The sequence below is a fragment of the Pseudomonas silensiensis genome, from assembly GCF_050434865.1.
Classification (GTDB): Bacteria; Pseudomonadota; Gammaproteobacteria; order Pseudomonadales; family Pseudomonadaceae; genus Aquipseudomonas; species Aquipseudomonas fluorescens_W.
Genome location: NZ_JBNDJH010000012.1, coordinates 1 through 26169, shown reverse-complemented (window position 1 = coordinate 26169; position 26169 = coordinate 1). Strand labels below are relative to the sequence as shown.

Sequence of the window (26169 nt, the reverse complement as noted above, 5' to 3'; positions counted from 1 at the left end):
CGGGCGCTAATGCCACTCACGTTTTTCAGCTATGAGACCCACTCATGACGCCCATCCGGTCTTCCCAGTCTTCCGTCCCGCCTATCCCTTCGCCAGGTATTGAAACCTCCAGTACGTCGCTGCACGCGGCGGTAGTCAAACGAGACAGCGAGGCTGTGGCGCGTCTACGCAATGAAGGTTTGCGCGCCAATACTTTAAATGTAGAAGGCCGCTCCCCCTTGGACGCGCTCGAGAACATGCGCGATATTGACGAGCGCAGTCGCTCCAGTCTACACATGGCTTTACTGCAATCACTCAACCCGACAGCGCCCTTGGGCTATACCAAACCGGAGGCGCTGCATGGAACGGCGTGGGGGCTTGAAATCCTGCAATCAGGGGCTCTCAAGGGTGGCGTCAACGATCCCAAGGGCGGAACCCAATCCCTCGAGGGCAAAGTATTTTTCTCTGACCGCACCCCTGAGAGTACGACCGATCAGACCACTCGGCCTGACTTGCGCAGGAAGCCTCGAGACTATTCTGCTGGCGAAGGTCTTCATCCCAGTAACGCTTACTCGCGAGCGCTACAACACCGCATGGCGCAAGTCATCCTGCATGCGCTGGACAACGGAAAAACACTCTCGACCTCCACTGCTTCGCCATCGATCGAAGTCGCCAACCCAAAGCAACCGCAGATCGAAGGTGCAGCATGGCTACAGCGTTTACTGCATGCCAGTTACATCAAAAATATTGGGGGTCGGAAATTCATCGGCGCCCCTCTGGATGAGCATCTGGACTCCCTGAAACTGCCTGGATCTCTTGCTTTGAAATCTGGCGGGCAGGTAAACGAGCTGCGAGTTGAAGACCTGAACCGCTTTTATCATCAGGCGGCAAGTGAGTTGCAGCGCTCTCTAGAGGATGGCAAAGCCCCTTATCTGGGCTTGCTGAACAAGGGAGGCATCGTCCCATTGGTTTTTGGCTTCGAGAAAATAAACAATCTGTCCACGCACCGTATCCACTACTCTTCCAAGATCAAGCAATATTCCTATCAGAATACCGAGCATCCGCTGTCCGGGAGTTCAGAAAATGGCGGCAAGCTGAAAGAAGTGGAAGTGCGAAGTCTGGCTGACTTTGCCACCTTGTGTCTTGGGTGCGCTATAAAAGAGGTCGAGTTGCCTGCAAATCTAATCGTGCGGATAAAAGGCCAAAACGGCGAAAAAGCCCAATATCTGGATGATCAAAAGATAGTGATGTTTAGGCAAAAGCTATTGGCTCAAATTGCCGAGCAAGCCGGAGATGAGCCTCTGCAAACGCTCAGTCTTCATCGTTTGCAAGCAATCAATTCCAGCATACGCGCTAACTATTTGTATGCGTCCGGGCATCACGCCTTGCGTGATTAAACCGGCTGCCACCTATGCGGCAGCAACTGATCGATTTCACTCGCGCGCTGCGTCGGCAGGCGCGTGATGACATCTTTTAGATACGCGTACGGATCATGGCCATTCAGCCGCGCAGACTGGATCAAACTCATAATCGCCGCCGCCCGTTTGCCGCTGCGCAACGATCCTGCAAAGAGCCAGTTCTTGCGTCCAAGAGCCCACGGCCGGATCTGGTTCTCCGCCCAATTATTGTCAATGGGTACGGCCCCGTCATCGAGGTAGCGCGACAGCGCTGCCCAGCGTTTAAGGCTGTAATCCAGCGCTCTGCTGATGGCTGAACCTTCAGGCACGAGATCGCGCTGGGCCATCATCCACGCATGCAGCATATCCATCACCGGTACGGCTTTTTCTTGCCGTATTCGGCGCCGTAAATCCGGCTCCAGGTCGCGCACTTCACGCTCGATTTCGTACAGCCACTGGATGTAGCGCAGGGCCTGTTCGGCGAGCATGCTCTTGTTGGTCGCGTGCAGTTCGAAGAACTTGCGTCGCACATGGGCCATGCATCCGATCTCGGTCACGCCGAGTGCGAAGCTGGCCTTGTAGCCGCCAAAATCGTCACAGACCAGCTTGCCCTTCCAGTCTTGCAGGAAGTTGCGAGCATGCTCACCGGCTCGGCTGGGGCTGAAGTCGTAAACGACTGCCGCTGTTTCGCAGAATTGGCTGGTGGCGTAAGCCCAAACATAAGAGCGATGGGTTTTCTTTGAGCCCGGCACGAGCATCTGCACGGGTGTTTCATCGGCATGAATAACCTGCTGCCCAAGCACTACGTCGCGCAGTGCATCGACCAGAGGTTGCAGCTGCACCCCAGTCACACCCACCCATTGAGCCAAAGTTGAACGTGGAATCGCCAGGCCGGCACGACCGAAAATCGATTCCTGACGGTAAAGAGGCAGATGGTCAGCAAACTTCGCGATCATGACGTGGGCAAGTAACCGGCAGTCGGGATTCCCTTATCGATGACCTGCGCCGGAACCGGCGCCTGGATCAGCGTTTCGCAGTCATCACAGACCCACTTGCCACGGACATGGCGCTCAACGGTAAACACGCCGGGCGTGTAGTCCAGCTTCTCGCTGACGTCTTCACCGATACGCTTGAGTGCGCAGCCACATGGGCAGTGAGTGTTGTCCGGTTCGTGATGGATCAACGTACGTGGAAACGCTGCTGGCAACGCAGTGCGTTTGGGCTTTTGCTTTTTCTCGGCGGGCAACGCAACAGGTTGCAAGGCTTGAAGCTCTGCTTCAATCGCCGCGATATCGGTATCGATCAGGTCATAGAGCAAGCTGGCCTGCTCAGGATTCATCTGCTCGCTACGCTTGGCAAACTTCAAACGCTTGAGTTGGGCGATCTCGTGGGTGAGCTTCTCGATAACCGTTTGATCGCGGTTGATCTTCTTGCCCATCGTCTCGACTGTCTTACCCAAAGTGTCGACTTGATGGTCGAGCGTCTCGACACGCTGTAACAACTGCGCAGCCAAAGCGCGCAGTTGTTCAGGGGTAAGATGGTCGAGATTGGGGATCGAAATCATGGCGCCGATTTTGCCAGAGCAAGCGGTTCGCGGCGATAGACTGATAGGCTAATGGCAGCCGTTAAACCAGTGTGATCGCACCGCCGGAGCCGGCGCGTTGCCATGGCAGACCCAACACCAGAACCTGGAGTTGTTCGGTATCCAACTCCATTTCAGAGCCTTGGCGAATGCCTGGCCAATGGAACTTGCCTTGGTTCAAACGGCGAGCCGCCAGCCAGATCCCGAAGCCGTCATGCACCAGAACTTTCATGCGCGTGGCGCGGCGGTTGGCGAACAGATAAGCGCAGTGCGGCTTCGCCGCACCAAACACCGCGATCACCCTGGCCAATGCCGTCTCGGTACCGGCGCGCATGTCCATCGGCTCGGTGGCGAGCCAGATGGAATCGATGCGGATCAAAGGACAAGCCCTCGGACAAAGCGGGCGCATCCGTCAGGGTCGGAAGTTGGCCATTTCACGATGAGCGATTGCTCGCCAAGCGGCAGCTCAATGATCACCGATGCTTCGGTCTTATGTTTTGGTTCAACCGGCGCGACTTTCAAAGGAATGAAAGCTGGCACCGCGACTGCCTGCTGATCACGGTAAAGCGGTAACCACCGGCGAACGACATTGGCATTAATCCCGTGACTCATCGCAATAGCTGCCACGGAAACACCGTGCTGCTCGCACTCTTGAACGACTTGGGTCTTGAAGGATTTCGGGTATGACTTACGTTGGCGCATGGCGATCCTGGCATTAAGGGTAATTGCGTCCGCTTAAAAATACGCGGACACAATCGCCCTTATTGCTCGGGCTCGGAAGGTGTGTTCCCCGGCCCCTTACGCATTACCGTCGTCGGCGTCACGATCAGATATCACCCCAGCCATGATCTGCCTTGAAATCCCATACGCACGCGGCACCGTCAAAGTGAACCGACCGAGGGAAAGCGCGGCTGCCTGCGCGACCTTTCTTCGAGACATCGTGTCAGTCCGCGAACAAACCGGGCACACCCTGACGGGTCGGCCGCTGGCCATGTCAGGGTCAGGGCCCCTTGCTCGTACGGTATCTCGATGCTGACCGATGTCTCAGGCTTTGCCTGATCTGTGGGGGCAAGTCGTTGGCGAATGGGGATCCTAACGTTAAGGGTGATTGCGTCCGCTTAAAAATCGTGGACGCTATTGCCCTTATCGCTCTTGACCGGCTAGTCGGCTAGATGACTAGCCAGCCGCTTACCATGGTTGAACGCTTCTTGCGCGACATCAGCGGTGTACCTACGTGAGGGCCGCTTCAGCTCAGTGCGTGAGCTGGAAAGTTCGATCACTACGTTCCTGGCGCTGCGAAATGCACAGCCGACTCGCTAGTTTGGAACGGCAAAGGAGAGGATGTTTTGAACAAAGATACAGCGAGCCCGTGACGCAGACTGGGAGAGCTACTACCCTCAAGTCTCACCCGATTCCGTATCAGCACCTTAACGTAATCAATACCTGTTGCAAGCAGCGCTCAGCGACTTTATGGCGCGCTTGATTTCCTGTTTGATTTCATCGGGTATCCACTGTCCAGCAGCCGCACGAATGAGCTGGTTGTCAATATCGGAACCACTGAACTGCTCCACATAGTCAGGTATGACAGCTTCAGTACCCGCGCCTCTAATGCTTCCAGCGGTAACGATAACTATCCTTTTAGGCGTGAGCAATCCAGCCTCTTTATGCTCGTTGTACGCGTAGAGGGAAAGCCCGGTAGTCGAAGACCACGCTTGAGCATCCAGGCCTTCCATATACTGTTGCGCTACTTCGCACAATGCATGCTGCTTTCGATTTTTGGCGGCTTCCCATTCGAATAATACATATATCACCGTACCCATTAGCGCCAAGGATACGCTGACAAAGAAGTAGACTTTCATCTTGAATGATCCGAGTTTGAACGTTTCAATTTTCCAATCATCGCCGTCCGAATGCGTGGAAGGTATGCGCGGGTCACTACGTGGCGGGTCCGGCAGGTCTGTTCCGCTTCCGACCTCAACCCCATCGCCTGGAGACCTTCAAAATCAGCAGCGATCTTCATTTCGCCGACAAGGTAGTCGGAAGTAGTTGGGCTCTTTCTGAACCCGCCGGATAATGCCTTAGTGTTGTCGGTTGACGGAAAAACCGAATCCCGACTTTGGATAGCACCCAACCGATGCTGGCACTACGCCCAGATCAATTATCGATGCCCACATCATCGAGATCCCAATGGCAACCGAGGTTAGTGGGCTGTCACAGTGTATGAGTTCCGATTCGCATATCGACTGACGTTTTCAGGGTTGGCAGACCCAAATCATTAATGACCTGGCAGCTCAAAGATTGCTGCGTTTGCAGTGCAAGGTAAATGCTATTTGGTCGCCTGATCGCTTAGTTCGACCTGACTGCACATGCTGATTTGGGTGTGGCGCTATTGCTATCAGAGCCGCGCATCATCTGATTGGCCCTTTGCTGCTGAGGGTAGGGGGAATGGTGGCCGACATGGTACCTGGCCGTGATGGGCGAGCCGCTTTAAAAAAGACTATCGCGGCGAGCAAGAGATTCCCACATGTCCAGGCGCTGGCTGAAGAGGGTGTCTTTTTTCAAGTCAGGTGTCCAACCGGGATTACCTGCAAGCCGGTAGCCATGCCTGCTTGCGACGCTGATCAGTTGCCGTAACGCTTGTTCACTGTCAAGGACCAGCACCGGATCGAGGTCATGTAGCACGGGACAGATGACCGTTGCCGGCAGGTTTGTTTCTGGTTCAGTGGCCACGTTTCCTTCGTCGGAACCGTGATGCACCAGCTTCCAGGCATCTGCGTAGCCGCTTAGTTCGGTGGAGTTGAATTCAGGGCGCAGTTCATGGTTGATAGTATCGGCGATCCGCTGTTCACGTTCGGTGATGCGATTGATCATCCTCTCGGTGCTAGCAGCGACTGGGTGTCGGTGGCTGGCCTGCAAGGATTGGCCGCTAGCCAAGAAATATTGCTCTGACTGGAAAAAGTTTAGAGGGCCTCGAGCGTCCATTACTACATCCTTGCGCTGGTCGTGGCCGCCGAAATTCTTCATATTTGGCATTACCGCCAATAAATCGAAATCGGCGACATATGCCTTCTGAACATGGTGAGAGCCATAAGTGGCGAGGCGTGGGGCTAATACTTGAATTGGTACGTCGCCGTTTTGAATTAAATAGCCTTTGTCGTTGGCCCCGGCAAGGGCGGCGAAAGTCTGGTAGCTGCCGTCGGGCGCTTCGGCATCAAGAATATAACCCCCATCATTGGGGGCCATGTGTAGCAATCCCGCACTTTGTAGATAGAGCAAGCGTTCATGGGTCAGGACCAGAGGTATAGCTTGTGGACCATTCTCTTCAGTGCAGCTGGCCTGAGTCTTAGAAGAGGCAGCAATTGCCTTGTCGGGCTGAGCCTGCAGCTTGCTCAAGCTTTGATCAAGGCAAATGAAGCCATACTGCGGGCCCCAATTGGCACTTTTGCCTTTGATCTCTAGGCCTTTGGTTGGGTAGTTGTCGTTTATAAGAGGTGCGTTGTGCGGATCCACAGGGCGAAATAGGATCAGGCAGTCCTCCCTGCATGCAATATCGTGCAGTTTTTCTAGATGACCGGGGCTAATGCCGGTCTTGTCTCGCACTGCGTCAATGGCCTGGGTCAATATGGCGGAACGAATAACCGAAGGCTTGTTTGGCAAGGCGCGGTGGCCGCTGAGGGGTATGTTAGGGGCGAATTGCGCCGAATCGAGGGTGAACCGCTCCCGCTTGGCCGCGAGCGCGGTGTCCAGATCTATAGGTGATGCGCTTAGCGAGCGTAGATTATTCTGATGATCGACCTCGCCGCTCACTCTCAGGCTAATTTTATTGTTCTTCGGGTAATCGTAATCAGCATGGTAGAAAAACCTGCGATCCTGGTCCAGTTCAGGTTTCTGGCCAGAAACTATATTGTTCAGTGCAGCATTCAGCACCCTGCGTCTATCAGAGCTTAACCGGGTTTTCAAGACACCTATCCCAAAACTCAGGCCGCCTACTTTTATTTTCGAGGGTAAACCCAATCGGGGAGTGGGTATCGAATACTCCGAATCTGACGGGGTGGCGTGAGAGACCTGCCTTCCTGTTTGAACGGCATTTGAAGTCGCAGGGGAAGAGGGGAGGGGGGGCGACTGACGATACGAGGAGCTTATAGAAATCAAGTAAGTCACCGTGCTAAAAAAATGAAAGGACCAAGGTTGATATCTTGCCCCTTGCCATAATTACAGCTAAAAAATTCATTAGTCCAGTTACATCAGCTCACTCCACTTATGACATTTTTTTACCATCGAGTTGCTGCGTCCGAATACCTGTCCAGCCCCGAAGAGGGAGCGACAGCTTTGCAGACGCTATGATTTTCTTCGGGTAAGAGTTTTGTAGTGATCGATATCGATTGGGTTCCACTGGGCCGTATTCGTCCGAGATCACCGCAGCACAGCGAACCTGCGAACAGCGAGTTTTAGGGTACGGTCTCTAAATTAAAATCTTCGAAGACTGGCTATGTTTTGTCGGTCATCACGTCGTGGGAGGCGGGTAGATGAAAGCATCCTGCGACTGTGCAATGGGGCTCGTGTAAGCAACTGAAGACTTAGACTGTGTCTGGATGATTTTTAAATGCCAATATCGATCGAGTCTATGGAACCGTTTGCCCACCAGACGCCACGCAGTTTTTATCTTAGACAGGCAAGCCCATCCATTATGAATCCAATTAAAGCTTTCTTTGCCATGATCCATCCGCCAGAACGCTAGCCCGTCTCGACTGTGCAAGCTTCGCTTCCCTCTCATTCAGGCGACTCTGGCGCTTCAACGGATCACTGTAATTCTGAACTACGGGAAAGTGCTTTTTTACTCACCCTCGGTCGAACCAACAGCTTTGACTCCAAGCGAACCATTGTCGGACGATTTGGCCTTATTAAATGTGCTTAATTGAATATGGAGACTGAATATGTCGTCGGAAGAGTATTTCGAGGAGTCCAGAATCAACAGCGCGACAATCAAAGGTATCGAGCGAGTACCTGGTGGCAAAAGTATTGATCGAGTACCTGGTGGTGGTCTTTATACGGAGGAGGCCAGACAGCGACGAATCGAGTACTTATTCAAGAAAACAGGGACCGAATTGAGCGAAGTAGCAAAGATGAGGTTCAGCGCCGATCAACTCCGCAACAACTGTGAGTCCTTGGTGGGGTCGGTCGAAATTCCGCTTGGCGTGGCCGGTCCGTTGATAGTTAACGGCCAGAACGCAAACGGCCATTACTATGCACCACTCGCGACTTCTGAGGGAGCGTTGATCGCCTCTATTGCTCGAGGTGCGAAGGTCATCTCTATGGCCGGTGGCGTCAACGCGGCCTTCCTTGGAAAGCGGATGATCCGAGCACCGCTGTTCGAATTCAAGACGATGACAGAGGCATTGTTGTTCGTGCGCATCGTCAACGAGAGTTTTGCTGAGTTGAAAGCCCAAGCGGAAAGCTCTTCGCGACACGCCGTATTATGCAGCATTGAACCGCAGGTGAGTGGGAGGTCTGTGCACGTACAGTTTATCTACGAAACCGGCGATGCCGCAGGTCAGAACATGACCACCACTTGCACTTGGAACGCCGTGCAGTGGTTACAAAAAGAGATTGCCGAAAAACATGGTATCCGCCCAACGTCATATGTACTTGAAGCGAATCTCTCGAGCGACAAGAAGGTAACCTATCAGTCCTACATTCGTGGTCGTGGCAGTCGTGTAGTTGCAGACTGTCTGTTACCTGCATCAATGGTACGTCGGGTTCTCAGGGTCACACCGCAACAACTGGTCCGTGGATACCGGCAACTCGCTTCTGGCGCGTTATCAGCAGGAATGGTGGGTATGAACATTAATGTGGCGAATGCGGTGGCGGCGATCTTCACGGCGACTGGTCAAGATATTGCCAGTGTCCATGAATCATCTATAGGCCAGTTATTTGTCGAGCTGAACGAAGATGATTCCATTTATGCTTCGTTGGTCCTGCCTAGCTTGCTCATAGGCACCGTCGGTGGAGGAACTGGATTGCCAGAGCAACATGAGTGCTTACGATTGATGGGCTGTGCGGGTGCAGGAAAATCGGCGGCCTTTGCCGAGGTCATTGCCAGTTTCTGCCTGGCCTTGGAGCTATCAACCCTTTCTGCCCTCGCAGCGGACGAATTTGCAAACGCGCATGAGCGTCTTGGCAGAAACCGACCGAAAACTTAAGCAGTGCTTAAAGGAAATGCTCCGTATCGAAAGATACGGAGCATTTTTCGTTATGGCTTACATCTAAGACAGCCACGCAGGCGGACTGGTCTCACTGGAGGGCTTGATAGGTCCGGCGGAGGGGGCGTGCAAGACCTGGTCAATGACATCGGTGGGCAGTCCGTGAAACCAGATGAGCAGTTTCTATTCCACTGCTTCCAAAACCCAATACTGGCGATGGCTGTCTCTGCGATGTCGAATTTGCCTTAAGGATCGCTGTTCGTAAGAAACGCGGGGGAGGGTACGAACTATACGATTCTCGAGTGGCTCTGGTGTCGATGTCATTGGAGTCGAAATGGGGCGGATATTGTGTCTGGCACAACAGCGTGTGGGGCGGGCTGACTTAGGGAGTACGCGTTAGCATTGGTGATAGATTCCTTACGGTACAGAAGGCCAGGCACACCGACGCTGGAGAATTGCAGTGGATTGACTCACGGCCTTGTGTCTGAAGTATTGTGTGCTCTGAGAGGGATTCCAGACACGAAAATGAAATAATTGAGTTGTCCGGAATTGAAATCCCGAACCATCGTCAACCATTACCGAGATGCTTGGTTACGTCGCTATCACTGGCGAGCGCATCCTCAGCGGAGGCAGGTCGAGTCGTCGCGAACGCGTTTATAGCAAGCGCCCTTGTGCTCGCTATACCGTAGGTCGCGACACGGCGATCATCGCCCGTCATGTCAGGTCTCTCTCAGACCGGATGCTTGACAGCCTTCTAATCCGCGGTCTTAAACATTATTTCCACACAACACCTTCGACGACTTCAACACACACTTGAGCCGCGTAAGCATCCCAATGCTGAACTGACCGCGAAGCCCCCTGCGCAGGCTTCCTAGTCCACCGCTATGCTATTAATGAAGCAGCGGCTGCAGCGGCTGCATGTTGCAGGCGCACCACCTGCGTAATTACTTCAATCGGGCGTTGAGCCGTTTACTTGGGCAGATTCTTCGTCCGAAGATACTTCCGCTGACTCTTCGTGCTTTGGGAAATCATCAGTTCCGGATTTTCCGGGTCCCGCAGCAACTTCTGCTGACTCCGCGCGTTTTGGGAAATCATCTGTCCTGGATTTTGCGGGTCCTCCACCAGCTTCTGCTGACTCCGCAGGTTTTGGGCAATCATCTGTCCTGGATTTTGCGGGTCTTCCACCAGCTTCCGCCGACTCCGCTTACCGCGGGAAATCATCTGTCCCGGATTTTGCGGGTCCTCCACCAGCGTCTGCTGACTCCGCTTACTGCGGGAAATCATCTGTCCTGGATTTTGCGGGTCCTCCACCAGCTTCCGCTGACTCCGCATGCTTTGGGAAATCATCTGTCCCAGATTTATCGGGTCAGGGACCAGCTTACGGTTATCCAGCGCTCCTTTGGAGATCGTATGTCCCGGATTGGCCGGGTCCGGAACCTGCGGCCGATCATATTTCCGATGATTCAGCACGCCTTGGGTAGTCGTCATTCCGGGATTTTCCGGGTCCGGCACCTGCTGCCGATCATACCTGCGCTTATTCAGCGCGCCTTGGGTAGTCATCTTTCCGGGGTTTTCCGGGTCCGGAATCTGCCCTTGACGCACTTTACTCACAGAGGAAGTAGAGCTCTGTGAAGGCAATAAGGACGCCAAGGACGTCGGGGAGGGGGCAAAGTGCCCCGCTTGAACGGGCTTTCGCGAAACATCCTGAGAATTGCTTCGACCTATCGATGCCTGCGTGAACTGACTTCGGGAGGAGAGAGCCGCCAAATGGCTAAATTGCTGATCACCACACATTCCGGATGGTTCATTGTTGCTCGTGACGGCAGGAGGAGAATCAGGCAGGTTGATGGATGCAGTTGCGCCAGATGAAGGCACATGAAAGTTGATGCCAATAATATCGTATTGGGACTGTTCGTTTAGTTTCGCGCGAACGGTTAAATTGCCAACCTGCCTCGCGCCCATTGTGCCTCTTGCGCTTGGTGCATCCACTTCTTGCTTATAGTGAGCTTCTGCTCCCTGGCTCGATTGAATTTGCAAGCACCATCGGCGATACCATTACATACCAGCAATGCCAAAAGCTGGTCGGGTCCATTGGGCTGGGCTTCGATTTGTTTTAAAGCAAACTGAGTGTTAAGGCTCAGCCTGGCAGGCGAGAGAGCATTAGGGTGACTGTGCTCTGCCTGCGAGCCAGATGGCTCTGGCAGCTGACTGGCATTTACTGGCAGGATTCGGTACGAGGGGATACCTAAGTTAGAATTCATAGCTGCCTGTCGTGCTTTCCTGGTAATTTTGAATCGATATCAACGATCTCGATCCCAGTGGGTGGTGAAAATGGCCTATAGGTTCCAATCAGGAAAAACCGACTTAAATTTTGAATTTTCTGCAATAAATGAAATAGCGTTACTGTCGGTTATAAACGTCATTTATATAAATCTGACTAGGATGCCTATGCAGGGGGCTTCGCGGTCAGTTCAGATTGAGACCTTGCGCGGCTCAGTTGTGTGTTAAGTCGTCGAAGGTGTTTTAGGGAGATAAGGTTTAAGACTGAGGGTTAGAAGGCTGTCAAGCATCCGGTCTGAGAAAACCCATGATAAGATGATCGCCGCCCGCGACCTACGGTACCCTTCCAGTCTTGCAGGACGTTACGAGCATGCTCACCGGCGCGGCTGGGGCTGAAATCGTAGAGGACCGCTGCCGTTTTGCCGAACTGGCTGGTGGCGTAGGCCCAAACATAAGAGCGGTGGGTTTTCTTCGAGCCTGGAGCGGGCATCTGAACCGGTGTTTCATTGGCGTGGATGACCAACTGCCTGAGCACTACGTCGCGCAGCGCATCGACCAGAGGCTGCAACTGCACGCCAGTAACGCCAACCCATTGAGCCAAGGTTGAACGCGGAGTTGCCAAGCAAGCCCGACCGAAAATCAATTCCTGGCGGTAAAGAGGCAGGTGGTCAGCAAACTTGGCGATCATGACATGGGCCAGCAACCCTGCGCTCAGGGTAACCTTGTCGATGACCTGCGCCGGAACGGATGCCTGGATCAGCGTTTCGCAGTCATCGCACACCCACTTGCCACGGACATGGCCTTCAACTGTAAATACGCCGGGCGTGTAGTCCAGCTTCTCGCTGACGTCTTCACCGATGCGTTTCACTGCGCAGCCACACGGGCAGTGAGTATTGTCGGGCTCGTGATGGATCAACGTGCGTGGCAACTCTGCCGGCAACGCGGTGCGCTTAGGTTTTTGCTTTTTTTCGGTCGCCGCTGGCACTGCTTGCAAGCCATGAAGTTTTGCTTCAATCGCCGCGATATCGGTATCGATTAAGTCATCGAGCAAGCTGGCCTGCTGCGGATTCAACTGCTCGCTGCGCGTGGCAAACTTTAAGCGCTTGAGTTGTGCGATCTCGAAGGTCAGCTTCTCGATCACCGTTTGGTCTCGGTTGATCTTCTTGCCCATAGTGTCGACCTGCGACAGCAAATGCGCTGCAAAGGCACGAAGTTGGTCGGGGGAAATTTGGTTGAGATTGGGCGAAGAAGTTATGCTGCGGATTTTGCCAGCGCAGGCAATTCACAGCGATAGACCAATAGGCTAATGGTGGCTTTTAAAGCAGTGTGATCGCGCTGTCGGAACCCACTCGTTGCCATGGCAGGCCCAGCACCAAGGCTTGAAGTTGCTAGGCATCCAACTCCATTTCAGAGCCATGCCGAATCCCTGGCCAGTGAAACTTGCCTTGGTTCAGCCGGCGAGCCGCCAGCCAAATGCCAAACCCGTCATGCACCAGAATTTTCATGCCAGTGGCGCGGCGGTTGGCGAACAGATAGGCGCAGTGCGGCTTTGCCGCACCGAACACCGCGATAACGCTGGCTAATGCGGTCTCGGTGCCTGCACGCATGTCCATCGGCTCGGTGGCGAGCCAGATAGAATCGATGCGTATCATTGAGCGAGTCCTCGGATGAAGCGGGCGCATCCCTCGGGATCTGAGGATGGCAACTTCACCGTGAACGTTTGCTGGCCAAGCGGTAATTCAATGATTGTCAATGCTTCAGCTTTTCGTTTTGGTTCGACTTCCAAAGGAATGAAAGCTGGCAGCACGACTGCCTGCTGATCGCGGTAAAGCGGTATCCACCGGCGAACGACATTGGCGGTGATACAGTGCCTCATCGCAATAGCCGCCGCGGAAACACCGGGTTGTTCGCACTCTTGGGCGACTTTGGTTTTGAAGGGGGTCGGGTAGGACTTACGTTAGCGCATGGCGATCCTGGCATTAAGGGTAATTGCGCCCGCTTAAAATACGCGGACACGCCCTTATCGGCCGGGCTCGGAAGGTGTGTTCGCCGGCTCCTTACGTTGTGGCTGGTCGCGGGAGGGACGGGATGGCTGAAGGCAGTCTCTACTGTAGAGCCAAGACTTGAGGCGGCTACCCGACAATCAAATCCGGCCCTCTCGGGCATTCTAACTGGCTATTCGCGGGCTCGTTACGCAGCTGCAAACGTGCGGCTGCGATCATGCGTTTGATCCAGTCGGCACGGCTTTCAAGTACTGCGCCTGACGGTCAAGAAGCGAATGCGTGCGACGCTTGGCTATTCGGGATGAGCTGAAGCACCGACGGCATTGGCTCGTCCGGGCTCAAGGGCCGTGGCTCACTCGGGTGGTGAATGGTTATTTCAATTACCTCGCGGTGCCAGGAAACTTGAAGCTATTGAGTGGCTTCAGGAAGGCCATATGCCGATAACCAGAAGTTGCTTTTGTTAGAAGGGGCGTTTTCTTCCATTGACCGACCAGTCACTCTTCTATACTGTTGCTATTAACGTAGGGGACCACCGATGGCACGACCAAGAAGTGATACTAAGCGCAACGCGATCATGTCTGCGGCGATCAAGACCATCGCCGCGAAGGGGTTGAGCGCTCCAACGGCAATGATCGCGAAGGAAGCAGGGGTCTCGAACGGCGCATTATTTACTTACTTCGAGACTAAGTCCGACCTGCTGAATGAACTTTATCTGCAGTTGAAAGCAGATATGGCAAAAGCGACAACAACAGATCTTCCGACTGAGGCTAGCGTGCGTGATCAAATGCTTCATGTTTGGAATAGATGGCTGCATTGGACTCTTTCTCACCCACAGGAGCGTAGGGCAATTGCGTACTTGGGTGTCTCTCACGACGTGACACAGGCGAGCCACGAGGCGGCAAGCCGGTTCTATAGTGGTGTCGCTGAACTCCTAGACCGCAGTCGTGCTTATGGGCCAATGCGTGATGCGCCACTGATGTATGTCGGCTCGCTCGTTATGGCCCTGGTCGATGTGACAACTAATTATATGGCATCAGATATGGCTAACGCGGAGAAGCACGCTTCCACCGGTTTCGAAGCACTGTGGCGTATCGTTGCGTAATTTTCCGTCATTTAGAAGAGTGACTGGGCAAGCATTATTAGCATGAAACATAGCACTGTAAACATAGCACTGTCGGTTTCGGCCGCTCACGCTACAGAAGTGAAGGGCGTCTCACTGGCGACATGATTACTACGCCACCTTAATGCGAGCAATCGCTGCTTAGCGCTAAGACGGCGTTGCGGGAAGTGGCGATCAAAAAAAAGGCATCCATTAAATCCGATCAACGCTAATTGCTTACCCCTACTCAGTTCCAAGTCTCAATGCAGGCATCGGTTTATGGTGTCGGGAGTTTCATCTGATTAGATCAACGGACCGTTTAACGATGCTCATCATTTTTCAGCTGTTTCTCTCATAACGGTATCAATCATGTCTCCCAGCACCGCCGTGCCATCGTCGTGCGCCAGCCAGTCTTCTCCGCAGTTTAAAGATAGTAAGTTCCGCAACCCGGTCGCCATGCAAAAACATAGCCTTGCCGAGCTGATACGCATCGGGTGGGCTTTCACTTTCAACAAGCCAGCCAACACCGTTCCTGCGCGCGTGATCCCTGTGCGGGCATTAACTAAGAGTATGCTGCTCGGCGCACCTGACAGTACGCTTTACCGCCTCGGCCATTCGACCATGTTGATCAAACTGGCTGGTGAGTTTTACTTGACCGATCCGGTGTTCTCCGAGCGTGCTTCGCCGGTGCAGTGGGCTGGACCAGCGCGATTCCATGAGGTGCCAATTAAAATTGAGGATCTGCCGCCGATTAAAGCCGTGATTCTTTCACACGACCATTATGACCATCTCGACCATGCCACCATTCTCGCGCTGGCGAAGAAGACCCGTTATTTCTTAACTCCTCTGGGTGTTGGTGATCGCCTGATCGATTGGGGCGTCAACAGGAGTAAGGTGCGCCAGTTCGACTGGTGGCAGGAAGGCAATCTTGACGGGGTAGTTTTCGTTGCAACGCCAGCTCAGCACTTTTCCGGTCGCGGTATCAGGGACGGCAACGCGACACTTTGGGCATCCTGGGTGATACTGCATGATAGCCTGCGGGTTTTCTTCAGTGGCGACACTGGATATTTTCAGGGATTTAAGGAAATAGGCGACAAGTACGGGCCGTTCAATATTGCACTGCTGGAAACTGGCGCCTATGACACACAATGGGCGGACGTCCATATGCAACCGGAGGAAACGATACAGGCGTTTCTGGACCTTAAAAGCGCTTGGCTGGTACCGGTCCATAACGGCACCTTTGATCTTGGCCTGCACCCCTGGCAGGAGCCGTTCGAACGCATCACTGCATTGGCTAGCTTGCACGGAGTGGCGATAGCGACGCCCGAAATGGGTGAGCCACTCGATCTGAAGTATCCCCATGCCGGTAGCCAGTGGTGGCGGAATGTGAAGTAAACCCGCAACAGTTCCGGAACCGCCTTTCATTGAAATACCGCTGTCGACTTTCTTCATGGTGGGGCGAGGTGAGGGGGAGTTCAGAGATCGCCGTAGTTCGGGTGATATCCGTAGACACAGTGTTAAGGAAAGGTATCTCGCAAAACGGACTTCGATAAGATCTTCATTGGAGCCTCCGCATGGGATTAATGGTAATCAGGCGCCAATACGCGCATCAAAGGCCAGCATCGCGACTTCGGCTACATTCTCAAGATCGGAGCAGTCCGCGCCATCTCGCGCCAAGATAGACATGCCGCTTTGTACCGTCTGTATAAATCGGGCTAGTGTGTGAACGTCAACTGAGGCGGGAATCTCTGTTTCCTCAACGGCGCGATCGAGTCGTGCCGTCAGGCGAGCCAATGTGACTTCACGGGCAGACCGCACAAGATGACCCAGATCTGAGTGACCTTCACTGCCGACAGCTGAGAGCGTCACCATGCAACCACGGGGAATATCGACAAGACACCCAGTCAGAGCCGCAGCTGAATCCAGAAAAAAGCATTCGATTGCTTCTCGAGCGGTGTTTTTTGAGAAGAACTTGCCCCAGACGAGAGCCTCATAGTTGTCACGGTAATAATCTAGTGCTTCGCCATAAAGCGCTTTTTTCGAGCCAAAAGCGGCGTAAAGGCTAGGCGAACCTATGCCCATTACCCCTGTGAGGTCAGCCACGGAAGTCGCTTCATAACCCTTTTCCCAGAACAAGCGGGTGGCTTGCGCTAAAGCCGCGGCCCGGTCGAACGCACGTGGCCGTCCGCGCAGGCGAGATTTTTGCGTAGCGTCCTCATTCATTGGACCTCCTGATTTCTGTGTCGATTGTTATATTAATTCTATTGACATCTGACGGCAATGCTCATAGATTTTGTGTCGATCGATACATAAATATAGCACCACAGGGGCACTGGTCAGCATATCTGCTAGCCCAGCGTTTTCATCTGCATGTGATCCACCTGAATGCAATGTAAGAGGCCACAATGAAACATTCGCTGAATCGCCAGATCGTCATTGCCACACGACCCAATGGGAACGCCACGCGAGGTGATTTCAACCTTGTTTCACAGGCCATGCCGTCGCCAGGTGAAGGCGAGGTATTGATTAGAAATATGTTGATTTCGCTAGATCCTTATCAACGCAGTCTGATGGGAAATGCTTCCAGCGAACTGCCGCCGATCGATATCGGTCAGCCAATGTCAGGCCCGACGGTAGCCGTCATTGAACAGAGCAGAAACGAAGACTTCGCTGTTGGCGATCATGTGGTCAGTTGGTCTGGCTGGCAAGAATATGCACTTTCCAATGGTGCCGATCTTCAAAAGATCGATGCTGAAGCTGCACCGCTTTCAACAGCACTTGGCGTGCTTGGACACACTGGTCTCACCGCTTGGGTCGGCGTCAACAAATTCCTGGATCCAAAACCGGGCGGAACTTTCGTCGTCACCGCTGCAGCTGGATCAGTCGGTTCGGTCGCGGCGCAACTAGCCAAGTTGCAGGGGCATCGCGTGGTCGGCATCGCCGGCGGAGCCGCGAAAGTGCGTTACCTGAAAGATGAACTCGGTCTTGACGACGCGGTGGACTATAAGTCGCCAGATTTTGCAGCCCAGCTTGCGCGTGTGCTACCCAACGGACTCGATATACTCTTCGACAATGTAGGTGGCTCTTTATTTGAAGCGCTGATGCCGTATTTCAATATGAAAGCCCAAATCGTTATCTGCGGCACGATCGCGCAGTATGCATTTCCGGAAGCATCGGACCGACCGAACAGGCTTCCTGAACTTTTAAAGGCCTTTCTCTACCGGTTTATTGTGATTCGTGGCTTTGCTCTCCAGAACCATTTTGGCAGCTACCCAGAATTCCTTGCTGAACTTGCTCCGCTTGTATCCCAAGGAAAAATCAAATATAGCGAGGACTTTGTGGAGGGATTTGAGAGCATTCCAGGCGCTTTTCTAAAACTTTTTGATGGCCGCAACAACGGCAAACTGATTGCCAGAGTGATCCTCCCGAAAAACACCACTACGCGCAGAGGAGAATAATGATGAGTAAGCTTACTGATAAACTCGGCTTGGTCACCGGAGCGTTGCATGGTATCCGCGAAGGCATTGTATTGGCGCTTGCGACGCTTGGGCTTGGGTCTTCGTTTTGGTCTCATCTGTCGTCATGGCGACGCCTGATGAAAGTCGTTATGGCATGATTTTTGCCTAAGATTCACGCATCCCCTATTTGAGCATCGGCAACTGGCTGGTCGAAATAGGTGGCGAGATTGCGCACTTCGCTCTTCGTCCTGACGCGTCCTTGGTCGTGCTTGCCAGTCTTGGCATTTTGTTCCCGCTGCAATGGGGGATATGGAGCGGGGAGGCGTCTCCGTCTCTCTGGCTTTCGAGGGGGGAGGCGGCGAGTATAGTTAGCTGGCCATTCGGCACAGATAAGCGTCGAAGCAATTGATGGTCGATTGCTTAAAGCCGATGCATTCGAGCTCTATGATATTGTCTCCCGCCAAGCGGCCACAGGCGCCCAAGGCGTGCGCTTTGATCTGCGATTGATGTCTCTTCCAGCCGCCGGCAGGGCGGCCCCACCTCAACTGAGGTAATCCTGGAGATTGAGGGGAGACTAGCGTTAGCCCCAGACAGCGCCGTTCGACGATTGAATTCACGGCAAGCCATGCTGATCGGCTTAAGCATCATGATGTCGTTGTCTACAGCTCTGGGTCTTGAAGGCCATCCTCTGGTCTCTCCTGGCCTTTATTTCCCTGAGCAGCTTTGGATGCTGAGTGGGCTCTAAATTAACTGATGAGGGCTGGCGCCACAGTAGTTGTGGACCTAAATTAACGCTTGTTCCGAAGCCGATCATTACGACTGCTTTACAGGTATTTTTTGAGAGCAATGGTCTTCACCGCAATGTGGTGCCGGTTGACTATCCGAAACAGGTCAAGGCCAAGCAGCAGGAAGCATTAGATCCGCCAGCGTCGTGACAATTTTGGACAACATCAGGCACGCGGATCAAACGGCTCGATGGTGCGAGCATGTTCAGCATGCTGGTGGTGAGCGATTCGGGAAAGCAGAGAAACTAGTGTCACGTGGGTTCAGGCAGTTGAACGCAGTGAACAGACTGATGACGCGACGGAATCTAGACGGTGTCAAAACGGGCTTGTGGAAGCCCCATCTGTGGACGCAGTTGATGATCAAGGAGTTGGCTGACAGCTTCAACCCTATCTTACGGGACTGGATAAACCAATACGGTCGGTTCTACAAGTCGAAACTCGCACCGATCTTCAACTAACTCGACTTTGCACTATTTCAAAAATTTAAGTCAATTCTTTGCTGCTTGGAACCTATAGGCCATTTTTACCACCCATAGGGATCGAGATCGTTGATATCGATTCAAAATTACCAGGAAAGCACGACAGGCAGCTATGAATTCTAACTTAGGTATCCCCTCGTACCGAATCCTGCCAGTAAATGCCAGTCAGCTGCCAGAGCCATCTGGCTCGCAGGCAGAGCACAGTCACCCTAATGCTCTCTCGCCTGCCAGGCTGAGCCTTAACACTCAGTTTGCTTTAAAACAAATCGAAGCCCAGCCCAATGGACCCGACCAGCTTTTGGCATTGCTGGTATGTAATGGTATCGCCGATGGTGCTTTGCAAATTCAATCGAGCCAGGGAGCAGAAGCTCACTATAAGCAAGAAGTGGATGCACCAAGCGCAAGAGGCACAATGGGCGCGAGGCAGGTTGGCAATTTAACCGTTCGCGCGAAACTAAACGAACAGTCCCAATACGATATTATTGGCATCAACTTTCATGTGCCTTCATCTGGCGCAACTGCATCCATCAACCTGCCTGATTCTCCTCCTGCCGTCACGAGCAACAATGAACCATCCGGAATGTGTGGTGATCAGCAATTTAGCCATTTGGCGGCTCTCTACTCCCGAAGTCAGTTCACGCAGGCATCGATAGGTCGAAGCCATTCTCAGGATGTTTCTGTGAGTGAAGTGCGTCAAGGGCAGATTCCGGACCCGGAATACCCCGGAAAGATGACTACCCAAGTCACGCTGAATAAGCGCAGGTATGATCGGCAGCGGGTGCCGGACCCTGATAATCCGGGAAAGACGATCTCCCGTAACTTGAGTAATAAGCGAGGGCACGTTGCACGGCGGGTGGAGGACCCAAGAAATTCGGGCGAGATGAACCCAAACGCGCTGAATAAGCGGAGTACGGTGGAGGCCCCGAAAAAATTCGGGCCAGACGATGACCCAAAGCGCGCTGGATAAGCGTAAATATGATCAGCGGCGGAAGTGGACCGTTAACTCGCAATGGTATTGTAATCTGAAAGATGATGCACACCTTGAGCAAACGCAGTTAGAGTCAGTCGCGCCGGCATGTTCGATCTTATTGCTTACCGTATTTTCAAGAGCTTCTGCCCGGTGTCTGACATGTCGAGCAACGTCGGCTACATAAAATACTTCAACGCCGTGCTCGCCCGTATCGACGCCAACTTCGTAAGTGATCTGTGTCGATAAAGACGTTGAGCCATGTAGCGCGCTTTCCAGCATTCACTTCCATCGGTAATTCACCACGCACGTGGGCGTGACCATTGTAGGATATGTGAAATCCATGCGGCGGCAGCGGGCGGCACATGACCCGGGGCTATCTCACAGATTACTTGTTTCTGGGGCCGAATCTGGTGCCTGCATTGAAAGTCCTTCGGCAGTTGCTGTGCGCTCAAACGGTCGATGGGTGTGACGCCGAATGCCATCAGTCTGACACCGAAACGGAAGGTCTGTGATGTGGTGTTCGTAACCCCTCACTTTTCTAGGAGCATTATTATGAAGGTACGAATCGTGGACTTTCCCGAAGTCCGGGTCGCAGCGCTTGAACATTGCGGCCCAGCCGGGCTTCTCGATGAGAGCGTGTGCAGGTTCATCGAATGGCGCATGTGGAGCGGACAATCCCCCGTGACATCGAGTCGAACCTTCGGAATTCCCAATGGCAATCCGGACATCACGCCACCGGAAGCATTCCGCTTCACTATCTGTGGTGAGACTCACGAGGCAGTATCGCCTAATGAGTTCGGTGTGCGCGAGATCATCATTCCTGGCGGGCGCTGCGTTGTGGTACGACACTCGGGATCGCCGAATCAAGTCGGCAAAACTATCTATCCTATCTACCGCGACTGGCTTCCAGCTAGCAAGGAAGAACGTCGCGACCAGACGTTGTTCTTCGAGTATCTGAGCGTTTATCCCGAGACACCGCAGGATCAATGGCAAACTGATATCTATATTCCGCTGCAATAGCGGTGGTGGCAGCCAGTTTATTCAAGGTGAACATAGGGGCCAGGGCACCTAACTTTCCGAAAGCCTCGACGGCTACGTCAGTAATACTAATCCGATGTGCGTAGTCGACCTGGTAAGTCTGGGTTTAAAGGCGTCATCTCAATTCCTGCGTCCGGCTTGCTGCGATGGGGCTTCACATTGTAGGCGCGCACCAAGTAACGCATCAGCCATTGACGTTTGCACTCGGTAAGGCCTTTCAGTTCGACTGGAGCGAAGAAGGTCCTCTGATTTTCGGCCTGTTCCGACGCATCCAAATCTACCATATGAAGCTGCGCGCTAGTCGTGCATTTTAGTTGGTTGCGTACCCCAGCCAAGGCCACGAAATGTTATTCGATGCAATACCTGCTCGTTTGGCGCGCTAGGTGGAGTGCCACTTCGCGGCATCTACGACAACATGAAAACGGCTGTCGATAAGTTCAACAAATGCAACGACCGTACGGTCAATACCCGGTTTTCCGTCGTCTGCGCGCACTACCTGTTCGATCCGGACTTCTGCAACGTGGCCTTGAGTTGGGAAAAAGACATCGTGGAAAAGAACGCGCAAGACAGCCGACGACGGATCTGGCTCGATGCTCAAGATTGCATGTTCCACACCTTTGAAGAACTGAATGTCTGGCTCGGACAACGCTGCCTTGCGCTCTCGAGCGAGCTGCTTAGTCCGTAGTACAGCGGGGCGACGGTAGCGGACGTCAGCTGGAACGGGTGGAAATGATGCCAATGCCCACTGATTTTGACGGCTATTTCGAGCGCACCGTGTCGTCTCCAGCACCTGTCTGATGAGAATGGCGCGAAACGTCTGTATCCCTCCCGCATGGTTGTGATCGCCGATGAAACGATGATTGCCAGTCACGAGCCGCTCTTTGATCGAGATCAGGTCAGTTTTGACTGGCAGCACTTCCCCACTGATCGAACGCAAGCCGGGAGCGCCGTAATGACGCTCCGTTTGCCAATCTGCCGAAGCCGTTGCGGCTTCTCAAGCGCGGATTGATACGTCACACCCATGGTGACCGAGTAAAGATGTAGGTACTGGCTGCGGTTCCCATCACCGGGCTCGATGCCGTGTTGTGACGGGCACGCTGCGACCGGCTCGGTACGACCGATGAGGAAGCTCGCAATGCGTGACCTTATGGCGGAGCTCAAAGAACTCTATTTTCCGGCGGCCTACCGTCCATGATGAACCAAAAATCTAGGGGTCAGAATTTAAGTCAATCTTTGTGCTCAGGACGCTGGGTAGCGCGCTCTTAGGTACACCGTGTTCCACAGCACGATCGCCGCCGTTACATGTTGAGGCAGCTGGCACGGTAGCGCTGCTGCTCGAAGCTTCGATCCCTGATCTCGCCCAGGCGATTAAAGAACACCGCCCTGGCCAGGCCGTTCTGGCGCGGATAGCTGCCGAGCTCGCGCACCATCAGCGAGGCGGTGATGGTGCCCTGCTTGATCGAGCTGGCTCGGCGCAGGATGTCATCCCAATGGGCGCGGACGTGCTTATGTTTAGGATGCCGCCGATTAGCGCCAGTTGGCGTTCCGGGTTCTGGTCGAAGCTACTGACCTGGATGTAACCGATGCGTTGTCCCTGCAAGATGCCTTCATGGGCTAGATGGTCGGCAGGGATTGGGGACCCATCGCGATGAGATTTTGTAGCAAATAATCGAACCCTAAACCGCTTGATTTTTACCTGATGCCAAGATAAATATGTTTGACATGCCAGACTCTTGAATATCTACATTAACAATCTGATAGTCATTGTTATCTTTAGATAACTGAATTTCATGAAGAGAAATATCGTTTTCCCCAAAAGGATAATTTTCGTCCAAGACGTAACCTCTTGGCGGATTAGAGGGATCAATCAAAATATTCAAGATGGCTTGGTTCGAGGCTTTTCCATCGTCCGTGTTAGCGTGTTGCCTAGACGCTGCAAATTCACTGGCAATTTCTTGGACTGTAGTGATGCTAGCCAATCCGTAGTCACCTGCCGTATTAGGAGCAAACTCTGCACTGTGTATAAGCGCTTTCGTAACTTCTCGGTTTTTATTCATGCCCCAGTTTTTGTAGTTGGTAAGCTCAGGCATTTTCTCCGCATAACAAGCGATCCCTCGAAAAATATACTTTCCTTGAATGGGCGATAATTCAACTGCGAAATTTTTCATTTCGGAGGCAATAAATTCAACCGTCTCATCATCTTTGTCACCAGATACATAGGCCAAGATAGCATCCTGGAAATTATTGGCATCTTCAGGGTTTTTGTTTTTATCCGAAGCCCTTTGCTTTTCTAATAAAGACTGCTCATCTGGCGTAGTACAACGTTCTGGCGGATAAGCGTTATTTTTTGACCGCACTCGGCTTGCGAAATTTGGGACAAGCTCGTCATCACTGCTATCAGGTTCGTCTTGATCATGGGGCGAGTGGGCGGAGCGCTCAAGACGGCCTCTAACTTGCTGACTTAACAAGGTAGACGGTTGCCGGGCCGTGCGCGCCATCGCAGCGCTTGGGCTTGGCAAAGTCATGGATGCAGGCGCCTCAGATCCCCTTCGAAAGCCTACCCCCAGAACGTCATACTCAGACCGTTCATTCAACTTCGCTCGGATGACTAATATATCCTGATTGCGCCGCATCCCAAATTGAGCGATCCCGTTCTCGGGCTGATTGGGCGAAATCTGCAACCGGCCACTTCTAATAGCCTCTTTTGCAAACCTAGCCAAGGTCTGTTCCTCTTTATTACCTTGCGCCTCTTTGGCATTCAACGCATCGAATGTGTGATGACTCAACATCGCCGACGTTAGCAGGTGGGCATGCCCTGATGGATGCAGTGCTGCCGCGGTTTGCGCGGCTTCGGCAGGATTTGCTGAACTGGCTTGAGTATTGTAGGCGCTTGAGCCTCTAATAGGATCCATTATCTTCCCCAAGTATTGATGCTAACACTGAGTCATGGGTGGTATGAAATCTTGCGCGGTTCCATTTGATCGCAGCGCACTTGGGACGACGAAGTGGGCAGTTCACTGGTCGCGCTGTATCTGCTCAAGCGTATCGTGATCATCGAGTGCCATCGGCTCCCCGGACGCCAGAGGCCTCAACCTTGTAACGGCGGCCATTGTGCTGTGGAATACGATGTGCCTGGAGCGCGCCACCCACTCCCTGAGCGAGATCGGCAGGCCGGTGGAGGGCGAGCTATTGCAATACCTGTCGCGGTTGGGCTGGGGAGCACATCAACCTGGCCGGCGACTACGTCTGGCGGCAGAACCCAGACTGGAGGACGGGAAGTTCAAACCGCTACGGTTGCCCGGAATACCTTAGCGTACGATTTTTTCAGAATTCTGCGGCCTTCCCATACTCAGAGTTTATCCAGGATTGGAACCGATAGGGAGATTCGTGCCACTCAATGCATCGTTTTGATATTTTGCATCTGGAGTATTTTATGGGTCCCATTAGAGGCGGAGTCTCAGTTAACTTGCAGGTCGGACCAACCCATATTGAAGGGGGCACACCGGAGCCTGCGAACACGCCACCATCCCTGCATGCGAGTTCTCTAACGCTTGCATATCTAAGCAATCACTCATTTATGTCTTTGAACGCCATGGAGAGTCAAGGTCGTGCAAGCGATAAACAACTTGCTACGCTTGTAAAAAAATTAATCCAGAGTGATTTTTTGCAACTATCGCCTGGTCATCAACAAACTGGTATTACTGGCGTTGTTCAATATGGGAGGCAAGAAAATAAAAATACCTTGGTAGTACGGGCGAAGCTGAATGAAAAATCTGAATATGACATTTTGGCCGTGGGGTTACGTAAGGCGTCCGGAGAACTGGTGTCGATGACGTTGCCCAAGCCGAGGGATGAGGCGGCGGGCATTGCCCGGTCGCGACCTTCTCTATTGAGTCTTCCAAACGAGCTCCTGCAACAGATCGCCGAACAGACAGGCCAACGCAACAACGGGGTGAATGTGAGTCTGCGAGGCGTCAATCGGCACATGAAAGCCATAGCAGACCGACAGCTATCTGACGGACAGCGCTTTTTGGTGCAGAACGGAGAGAGCCTAGAGGCGATGGGGCATAGCGCTGTTGATATGCAGTTCTTAGGCACGCGTTCCGCAGCGGAGCAAGGCTTTGTCCTTGCCAACGGAGCGCGCCTGAAGGAGTTGGGGCATAACTCTTTTGCTATACGGGAATTAGCCGCGTGTCCCGCAGCGCAGCAAAGCTTTGTCCTTACCAACGGAGCGCGCCTGAAGGCGCTTGGGTATAGAGCTGTTGTTATGCGTTTCTTAGCCGCGTGTCCCGCAGCGGAGCAAGACTTTGTCCTTGCCAACGGAGCGCCCCTGAAGGAAATGGGCCATAGTGTTGGTGCGACGCAGTTCTTAGCCACGCGTCCCGCAGCGGAGCAAGCCTTTGTCCTTGCCAACGGAACGCGCCTGCAGGCGCTGGGGCATAGCGCTGGTGCTATGCTGCGCTTAGCCACGCGTCCGGCAGCGGAGCAAGCTTTTGTCCTTTACGGAGTGCGTCAGTAATCGCCGAGATCAGGCTGGGAGGTGCCGTACATTTCCTGCAGTGCGCCTGGATTTCGCTGACACTCAAACCGCGAGCGTAGATGTAGTCGCTCGCGTTTGAAAACATGCGGGCTCGGATCCCATTTCTCAGATCAGATTATCTGCAAATGGCATGGGCTAGTTTTGGTAGAAATCCCGTCCTGCAAAGCTATCCATCCTCGCGGCTATGCCACATCAGCAAGCTAATTCATCGGTGCGCATGGACGGAACAGGGTCTAAGACTTCAAGTTGACAGTATAGATCGATCATGACGTCATCGCCCGGCAGGACAGTGAGTCGTATCTCTACTACGACTTGGGCAATTCCTATAGCACGAACCTTTTCTCAAGGTGTCGATACGC

At 53.3% G+C, this 26169-nt stretch carries 17 protein-coding genes and 9 pseudogenes; 14 read left to right on the top strand and 12 right to left on the bottom strand.

Translation table 11 applies throughout. The features are described from left to right. The first annotated feature begins 44 nt into the window (after window positions 1–44). Entirely contained in the window at window positions 45–1376 is a 1332-nt protein-coding gene (locus QF010_RS18005; protein WP_033060831.1) for a hypothetical protein, read from the top strand. Here the strand turns inward: QF010_RS18005 and tnpC (QF010_RS18000) are convergent. The 3 genes and pseudogenes from tnpC (QF010_RS18000) to tnpA form a co-directional block, all read right to left on the bottom strand. Further along, window positions 1373–2940 (bottom strand): annotated as a pseudogene (tnpC, locus tag QF010_RS18000) (IS66 family transposase). The gene QF010_RS18005 and the pseudogene tnpC (QF010_RS18000) sit on opposite strands and share 4 nt — an antisense overlap. A gap of 61 nt (window positions 2941–3001) precedes the next feature. Next, window positions 3002–3337: an IS66 family insertion sequence element accessory protein TnpB gene (gene tnpB / locus QF010_RS17995; protein WP_033060829.1), complete on the bottom strand. Its 336-nt coding sequence runs from the start codon at window positions 3335–3337 to the stop codon at window positions 3002–3004. Beyond that, entirely contained in the window at window positions 3334–3660 is a 327-nt protein-coding gene (gene tnpA / locus QF010_RS17990; RefSeq protein ID WP_033060828.1) for an IS66-like element accessory protein TnpA, read from the bottom strand. The genes tnpB (QF010_RS17995) and tnpA overlap by 4 nt, the downstream gene beginning before the upstream one ends. A gap of 485 nt (window positions 3661–4145) precedes the next feature. On the opposite strand from tnpA, the pseudogene QF010_RS17985 reads away from it, so the two are divergent. After that, window positions 4146–4389, top strand: a pseudogene (locus QF010_RS17985) (hypothetical protein); the annotation flags it as partial. 5 nt (window positions 4390–4394) lie between these two features. Here QF010_RS17985 and QF010_RS17980 read toward each other — a convergent pair. Further along, window positions 4395–4817, bottom strand: a complete 423-nt coding sequence (locus tag QF010_RS17980; protein ID WP_033060827.1) for a hypothetical protein — start codon at window positions 4815–4817, stop codon at window positions 4395–4397. 54 nt (window positions 4818–4871) lie between these two features. Between QF010_RS17980 and QF010_RS17975 the strand changes: the two are divergent. Beyond that, window positions 4872–5131 (top strand): annotated as a pseudogene (locus tag QF010_RS17975) (IS630 family transposase); the annotation flags it as partial. Window positions 5132–5445: 314 nt separating this feature from the next. On the opposite strand, the gene QF010_RS17970 reads toward QF010_RS17975, so the two are convergent. Further along, window positions 5446–6918, bottom strand: a complete 1473-nt coding sequence (locus tag QF010_RS17970; RefSeq protein WP_197281776.1) for an anthrax toxin-like adenylyl cyclase domain-containing protein — start codon at window positions 6916–6918, stop codon at window positions 5446–5448. 974 nt (window positions 6919–7892) lie between these two features. Between QF010_RS17970 and QF010_RS17965 the strand changes: the two genes are divergently transcribed. Beyond that, window positions 7893–9158 carry a hydroxymethylglutaryl-CoA reductase gene (locus QF010_RS17965; protein ID WP_050482854.1) on the top strand — a complete coding sequence of 422 codons (1266 nt, stop codon included), beginning with the start codon at window positions 7893–7895 and terminating at the stop codon, window positions 9156–9158. A 969-nt stretch (window positions 9159–10127) separates the two neighbouring features. Here QF010_RS17965 and QF010_RS17960 read toward each other — a convergent pair. The 4 genes and pseudogenes from QF010_RS17960 to QF010_RS17945 form a co-directional block, all read right to left on the bottom strand. After that, complete coding sequence (locus QF010_RS17960; protein ID WP_429533635.1) at window positions 10128–11195, bottom strand: hypothetical protein; 1068 nt, start codon at window positions 11193–11195, stop codon at window positions 10128–10130. Between the two features lie 526 nt (window positions 11196–11721). Further along, a pseudogene (tnpC, locus tag QF010_RS17955) lies at window positions 11722–12693 on the bottom strand (IS66 family transposase); the annotation flags it as partial. A gap of 133 nt (window positions 12694–12826) precedes the next feature. Next, the gene (gene tnpB / locus QF010_RS17950) at window positions 12827–13090 is read right to left on the bottom strand and encodes an IS66 family insertion sequence element accessory protein TnpB (protein WP_197281700.1); all 264 of its coding nucleotides are present in this window, start codon (window positions 13088–13090) and stop codon (window positions 12827–12829) included. After that, a pseudogene (locus QF010_RS17945) lies at window positions 13087–13383 on the bottom strand (hypothetical protein); the annotation flags it as partial. The gene tnpB (QF010_RS17950) and the pseudogene QF010_RS17945, both read right to left, overlap by 4 nt. A gap of 593 nt (window positions 13384–13976) precedes the next feature. Between QF010_RS17945 and QF010_RS17940 the strand changes: the two are divergent. Then, a complete protein-coding gene (locus QF010_RS17940) occupies window positions 13977–14543 on the top strand; it encodes a TetR/AcrR family transcriptional regulator (RefSeq protein WP_033053912.1) in 567 nt (188 codons plus the stop codon). A 366-nt stretch (window positions 14544–14909) separates the two neighbouring features. After that, window positions 14910–15935: an MBL fold metallo-hydrolase gene (locus QF010_RS17935; RefSeq protein WP_033053911.1), complete on the top strand. Its 1026-nt coding sequence runs from the start codon at window positions 14910–14912 to the stop codon at window positions 15933–15935. Window positions 15936–16130: 195 nt separating this feature from the next. On the opposite strand, the gene QF010_RS17930 is transcribed toward QF010_RS17935, so the two are convergent. Beyond that, the gene (locus QF010_RS17930; RefSeq protein ID WP_033053909.1) at window positions 16131–16763 is read right to left on the bottom strand and encodes a TetR/AcrR family transcriptional regulator; all 633 of its coding nucleotides are present in this window, start codon (window positions 16761–16763) and stop codon (window positions 16131–16133) included. Between the two features lie 182 nt (window positions 16764–16945). On the opposite strand from QF010_RS17930, the gene QF010_RS17925 reads away from it, so the two are divergent. The 6 genes and pseudogenes from QF010_RS17925 to istA all read left to right on the top strand — a co-directional run. Further along, window positions 16946–17998 carry an NADP-dependent oxidoreductase gene (locus tag QF010_RS17925; protein ID WP_033053908.1) on the top strand — a complete coding sequence of 351 codons (1053 nt, stop codon included), beginning with the start codon at window positions 16946–16948 and terminating at the stop codon, window positions 17996–17998. 2 nt (window positions 17999–18000) lie between these two features. Beyond that, the gene (locus QF010_RS17920) at window positions 18001–18156 is read left to right on the top strand and encodes a hypothetical protein (RefSeq protein ID WP_156363893.1); all 156 of its coding nucleotides are present in this window, start codon (window positions 18001–18003) and stop codon (window positions 18154–18156) included. Window positions 18157–18732: 576 nt separating this feature from the next. Beyond that, on the top strand, window positions 18733–18933 hold the full coding sequence (locus QF010_RS17915; RefSeq protein WP_156363892.1) for a hypothetical protein: 201 nt from the start codon (window positions 18733–18735) through the stop codon (window positions 18931–18933). Between the two features lie 441 nt (window positions 18934–19374). Next, entirely contained in the window at window positions 19375–20229 is an 855-nt protein-coding gene (locus QF010_RS17910; RefSeq protein ID WP_429512123.1) for a hypothetical protein, read from the top strand. Between the two features lie 153 nt (window positions 20230–20382). Further along, window positions 20383–21252, top strand: a pseudogene (locus QF010_RS17905) (AraC family transcriptional regulator). Window positions 21253–21458: 206 nt separating this feature from the next. After that, window positions 21459–22311, top strand: a pseudogene (gene istA / locus QF010_RS17900) (IS21 family transposase); the annotation flags it as partial. 222 nt (window positions 22312–22533) lie between these two features. On the opposite strand, the pseudogene QF010_RS17895 reads toward istA, so the two are convergent. Both QF010_RS17895 and QF010_RS17890 read right to left on the bottom strand, forming a co-directional pair. Continuing rightward, a pseudogene (locus QF010_RS17895) lies at window positions 22534–22801 on the bottom strand (Tn3 family transposase); the annotation flags it as partial. 145 nt (window positions 22802–22946) lie between these two features. Beyond that, window positions 22947–24182, bottom strand: a complete 1236-nt coding sequence (locus tag QF010_RS17890; RefSeq protein ID WP_156363891.1) for a hypothetical protein — start codon at window positions 24180–24182, stop codon at window positions 22947–22949. A gap of 166 nt (window positions 24183–24348) precedes the next feature. On the opposite strand from QF010_RS17890, the pseudogene QF010_RS17885 reads away from it, so the two are divergent. After that, window positions 24349–24582, top strand: a pseudogene (locus QF010_RS17885) (Tn3 family transposase); the annotation flags it as partial. Between the two features lie 85 nt (window positions 24583–24667). Then, window positions 24668–25789: a hypothetical protein gene (locus QF010_RS17880; RefSeq protein ID WP_156363890.1), complete on the top strand. Its 1122-nt coding sequence runs from the start codon at window positions 24668–24670 to the stop codon at window positions 25787–25789. Window positions 25790–26169: the final 380 nt, after the last annotated feature.

Bases quoted from the DNA above. Each gene is read 5' to 3' on its own strand.
- QF010_RS18005 (WP_033060831.1), top strand. From the start codon at position 45: ATGACGCCCATCCGGTCTTCCCAGTCTTCCGTCCCGCCTATCCCTTCG.
- tnpA (WP_033060828.1), bottom strand. From the start codon at position 3,660: ATGCGCCAACGTAAGTCATACCCGAAATCCTTCAAGACCCAAGTCGTT.
- QF010_RS17980 (WP_033060827.1), bottom strand. From the start codon at position 4,817: ATGAAAGTCTACTTCTTTGTCAGCGTATCCTTGGCGCTAATGGGTACG.
- QF010_RS17965 (WP_050482854.1), top strand. From the start codon at position 7,893: ATGTCGTCGGAAGAGTATTTCGAGGAGTCCAGAATCAACAGCGCGACA.
- tnpB (WP_197281700.1), bottom strand. From the start codon at position 13,090: ATGATACGCATCGATTCTATCTGGCTCGCCACCGAGCCGATGGACATG.
- QF010_RS17940 (WP_033053912.1), top strand. From the start codon at position 13,977: ATGGCACGACCAAGAAGTGATACTAAGCGCAACGCGATCATGTCTGCG.
- QF010_RS17935 (WP_033053911.1), top strand. From the start codon at position 14,910: ATGTCTCCCAGCACCGCCGTGCCATCGTCGTGCGCCAGCCAGTCTTCT.
- QF010_RS17930 (WP_033053909.1), bottom strand. From the start codon at position 16,763: ATGAATGAGGACGCTACGCAAAAATCTCGCCTGCGCGGACGGCCACGT.
- QF010_RS17925 (WP_033053908.1), top strand. From the start codon at position 16,946: ATGAAACATTCGCTGAATCGCCAGATCGTCATTGCCACACGACCCAAT.
- QF010_RS17920 (WP_156363893.1), top strand. From the start codon at position 18,001: ATGAGTAAGCTTACTGATAAACTCGGCTTGGTCACCGGAGCGTTGCAT.
- QF010_RS17910 (WP_429512123.1), top strand. From the start codon at position 19,375: ATGAATTCTAACTTAGGTATCCCCTCGTACCGAATCCTGCCAGTAAAT.
- QF010_RS17890 (WP_156363891.1), bottom strand. From the start codon at position 24,182: ATGGATCCTATTAGAGGCTCAAGCGCCTACAATACTCAAGCCAGTTCA.
- QF010_RS17880 (WP_156363890.1), top strand. From the start codon at position 24,668: ATGCATCGTTTTGATATTTTGCATCTGGAGTATTTTATGGGTCCCATT.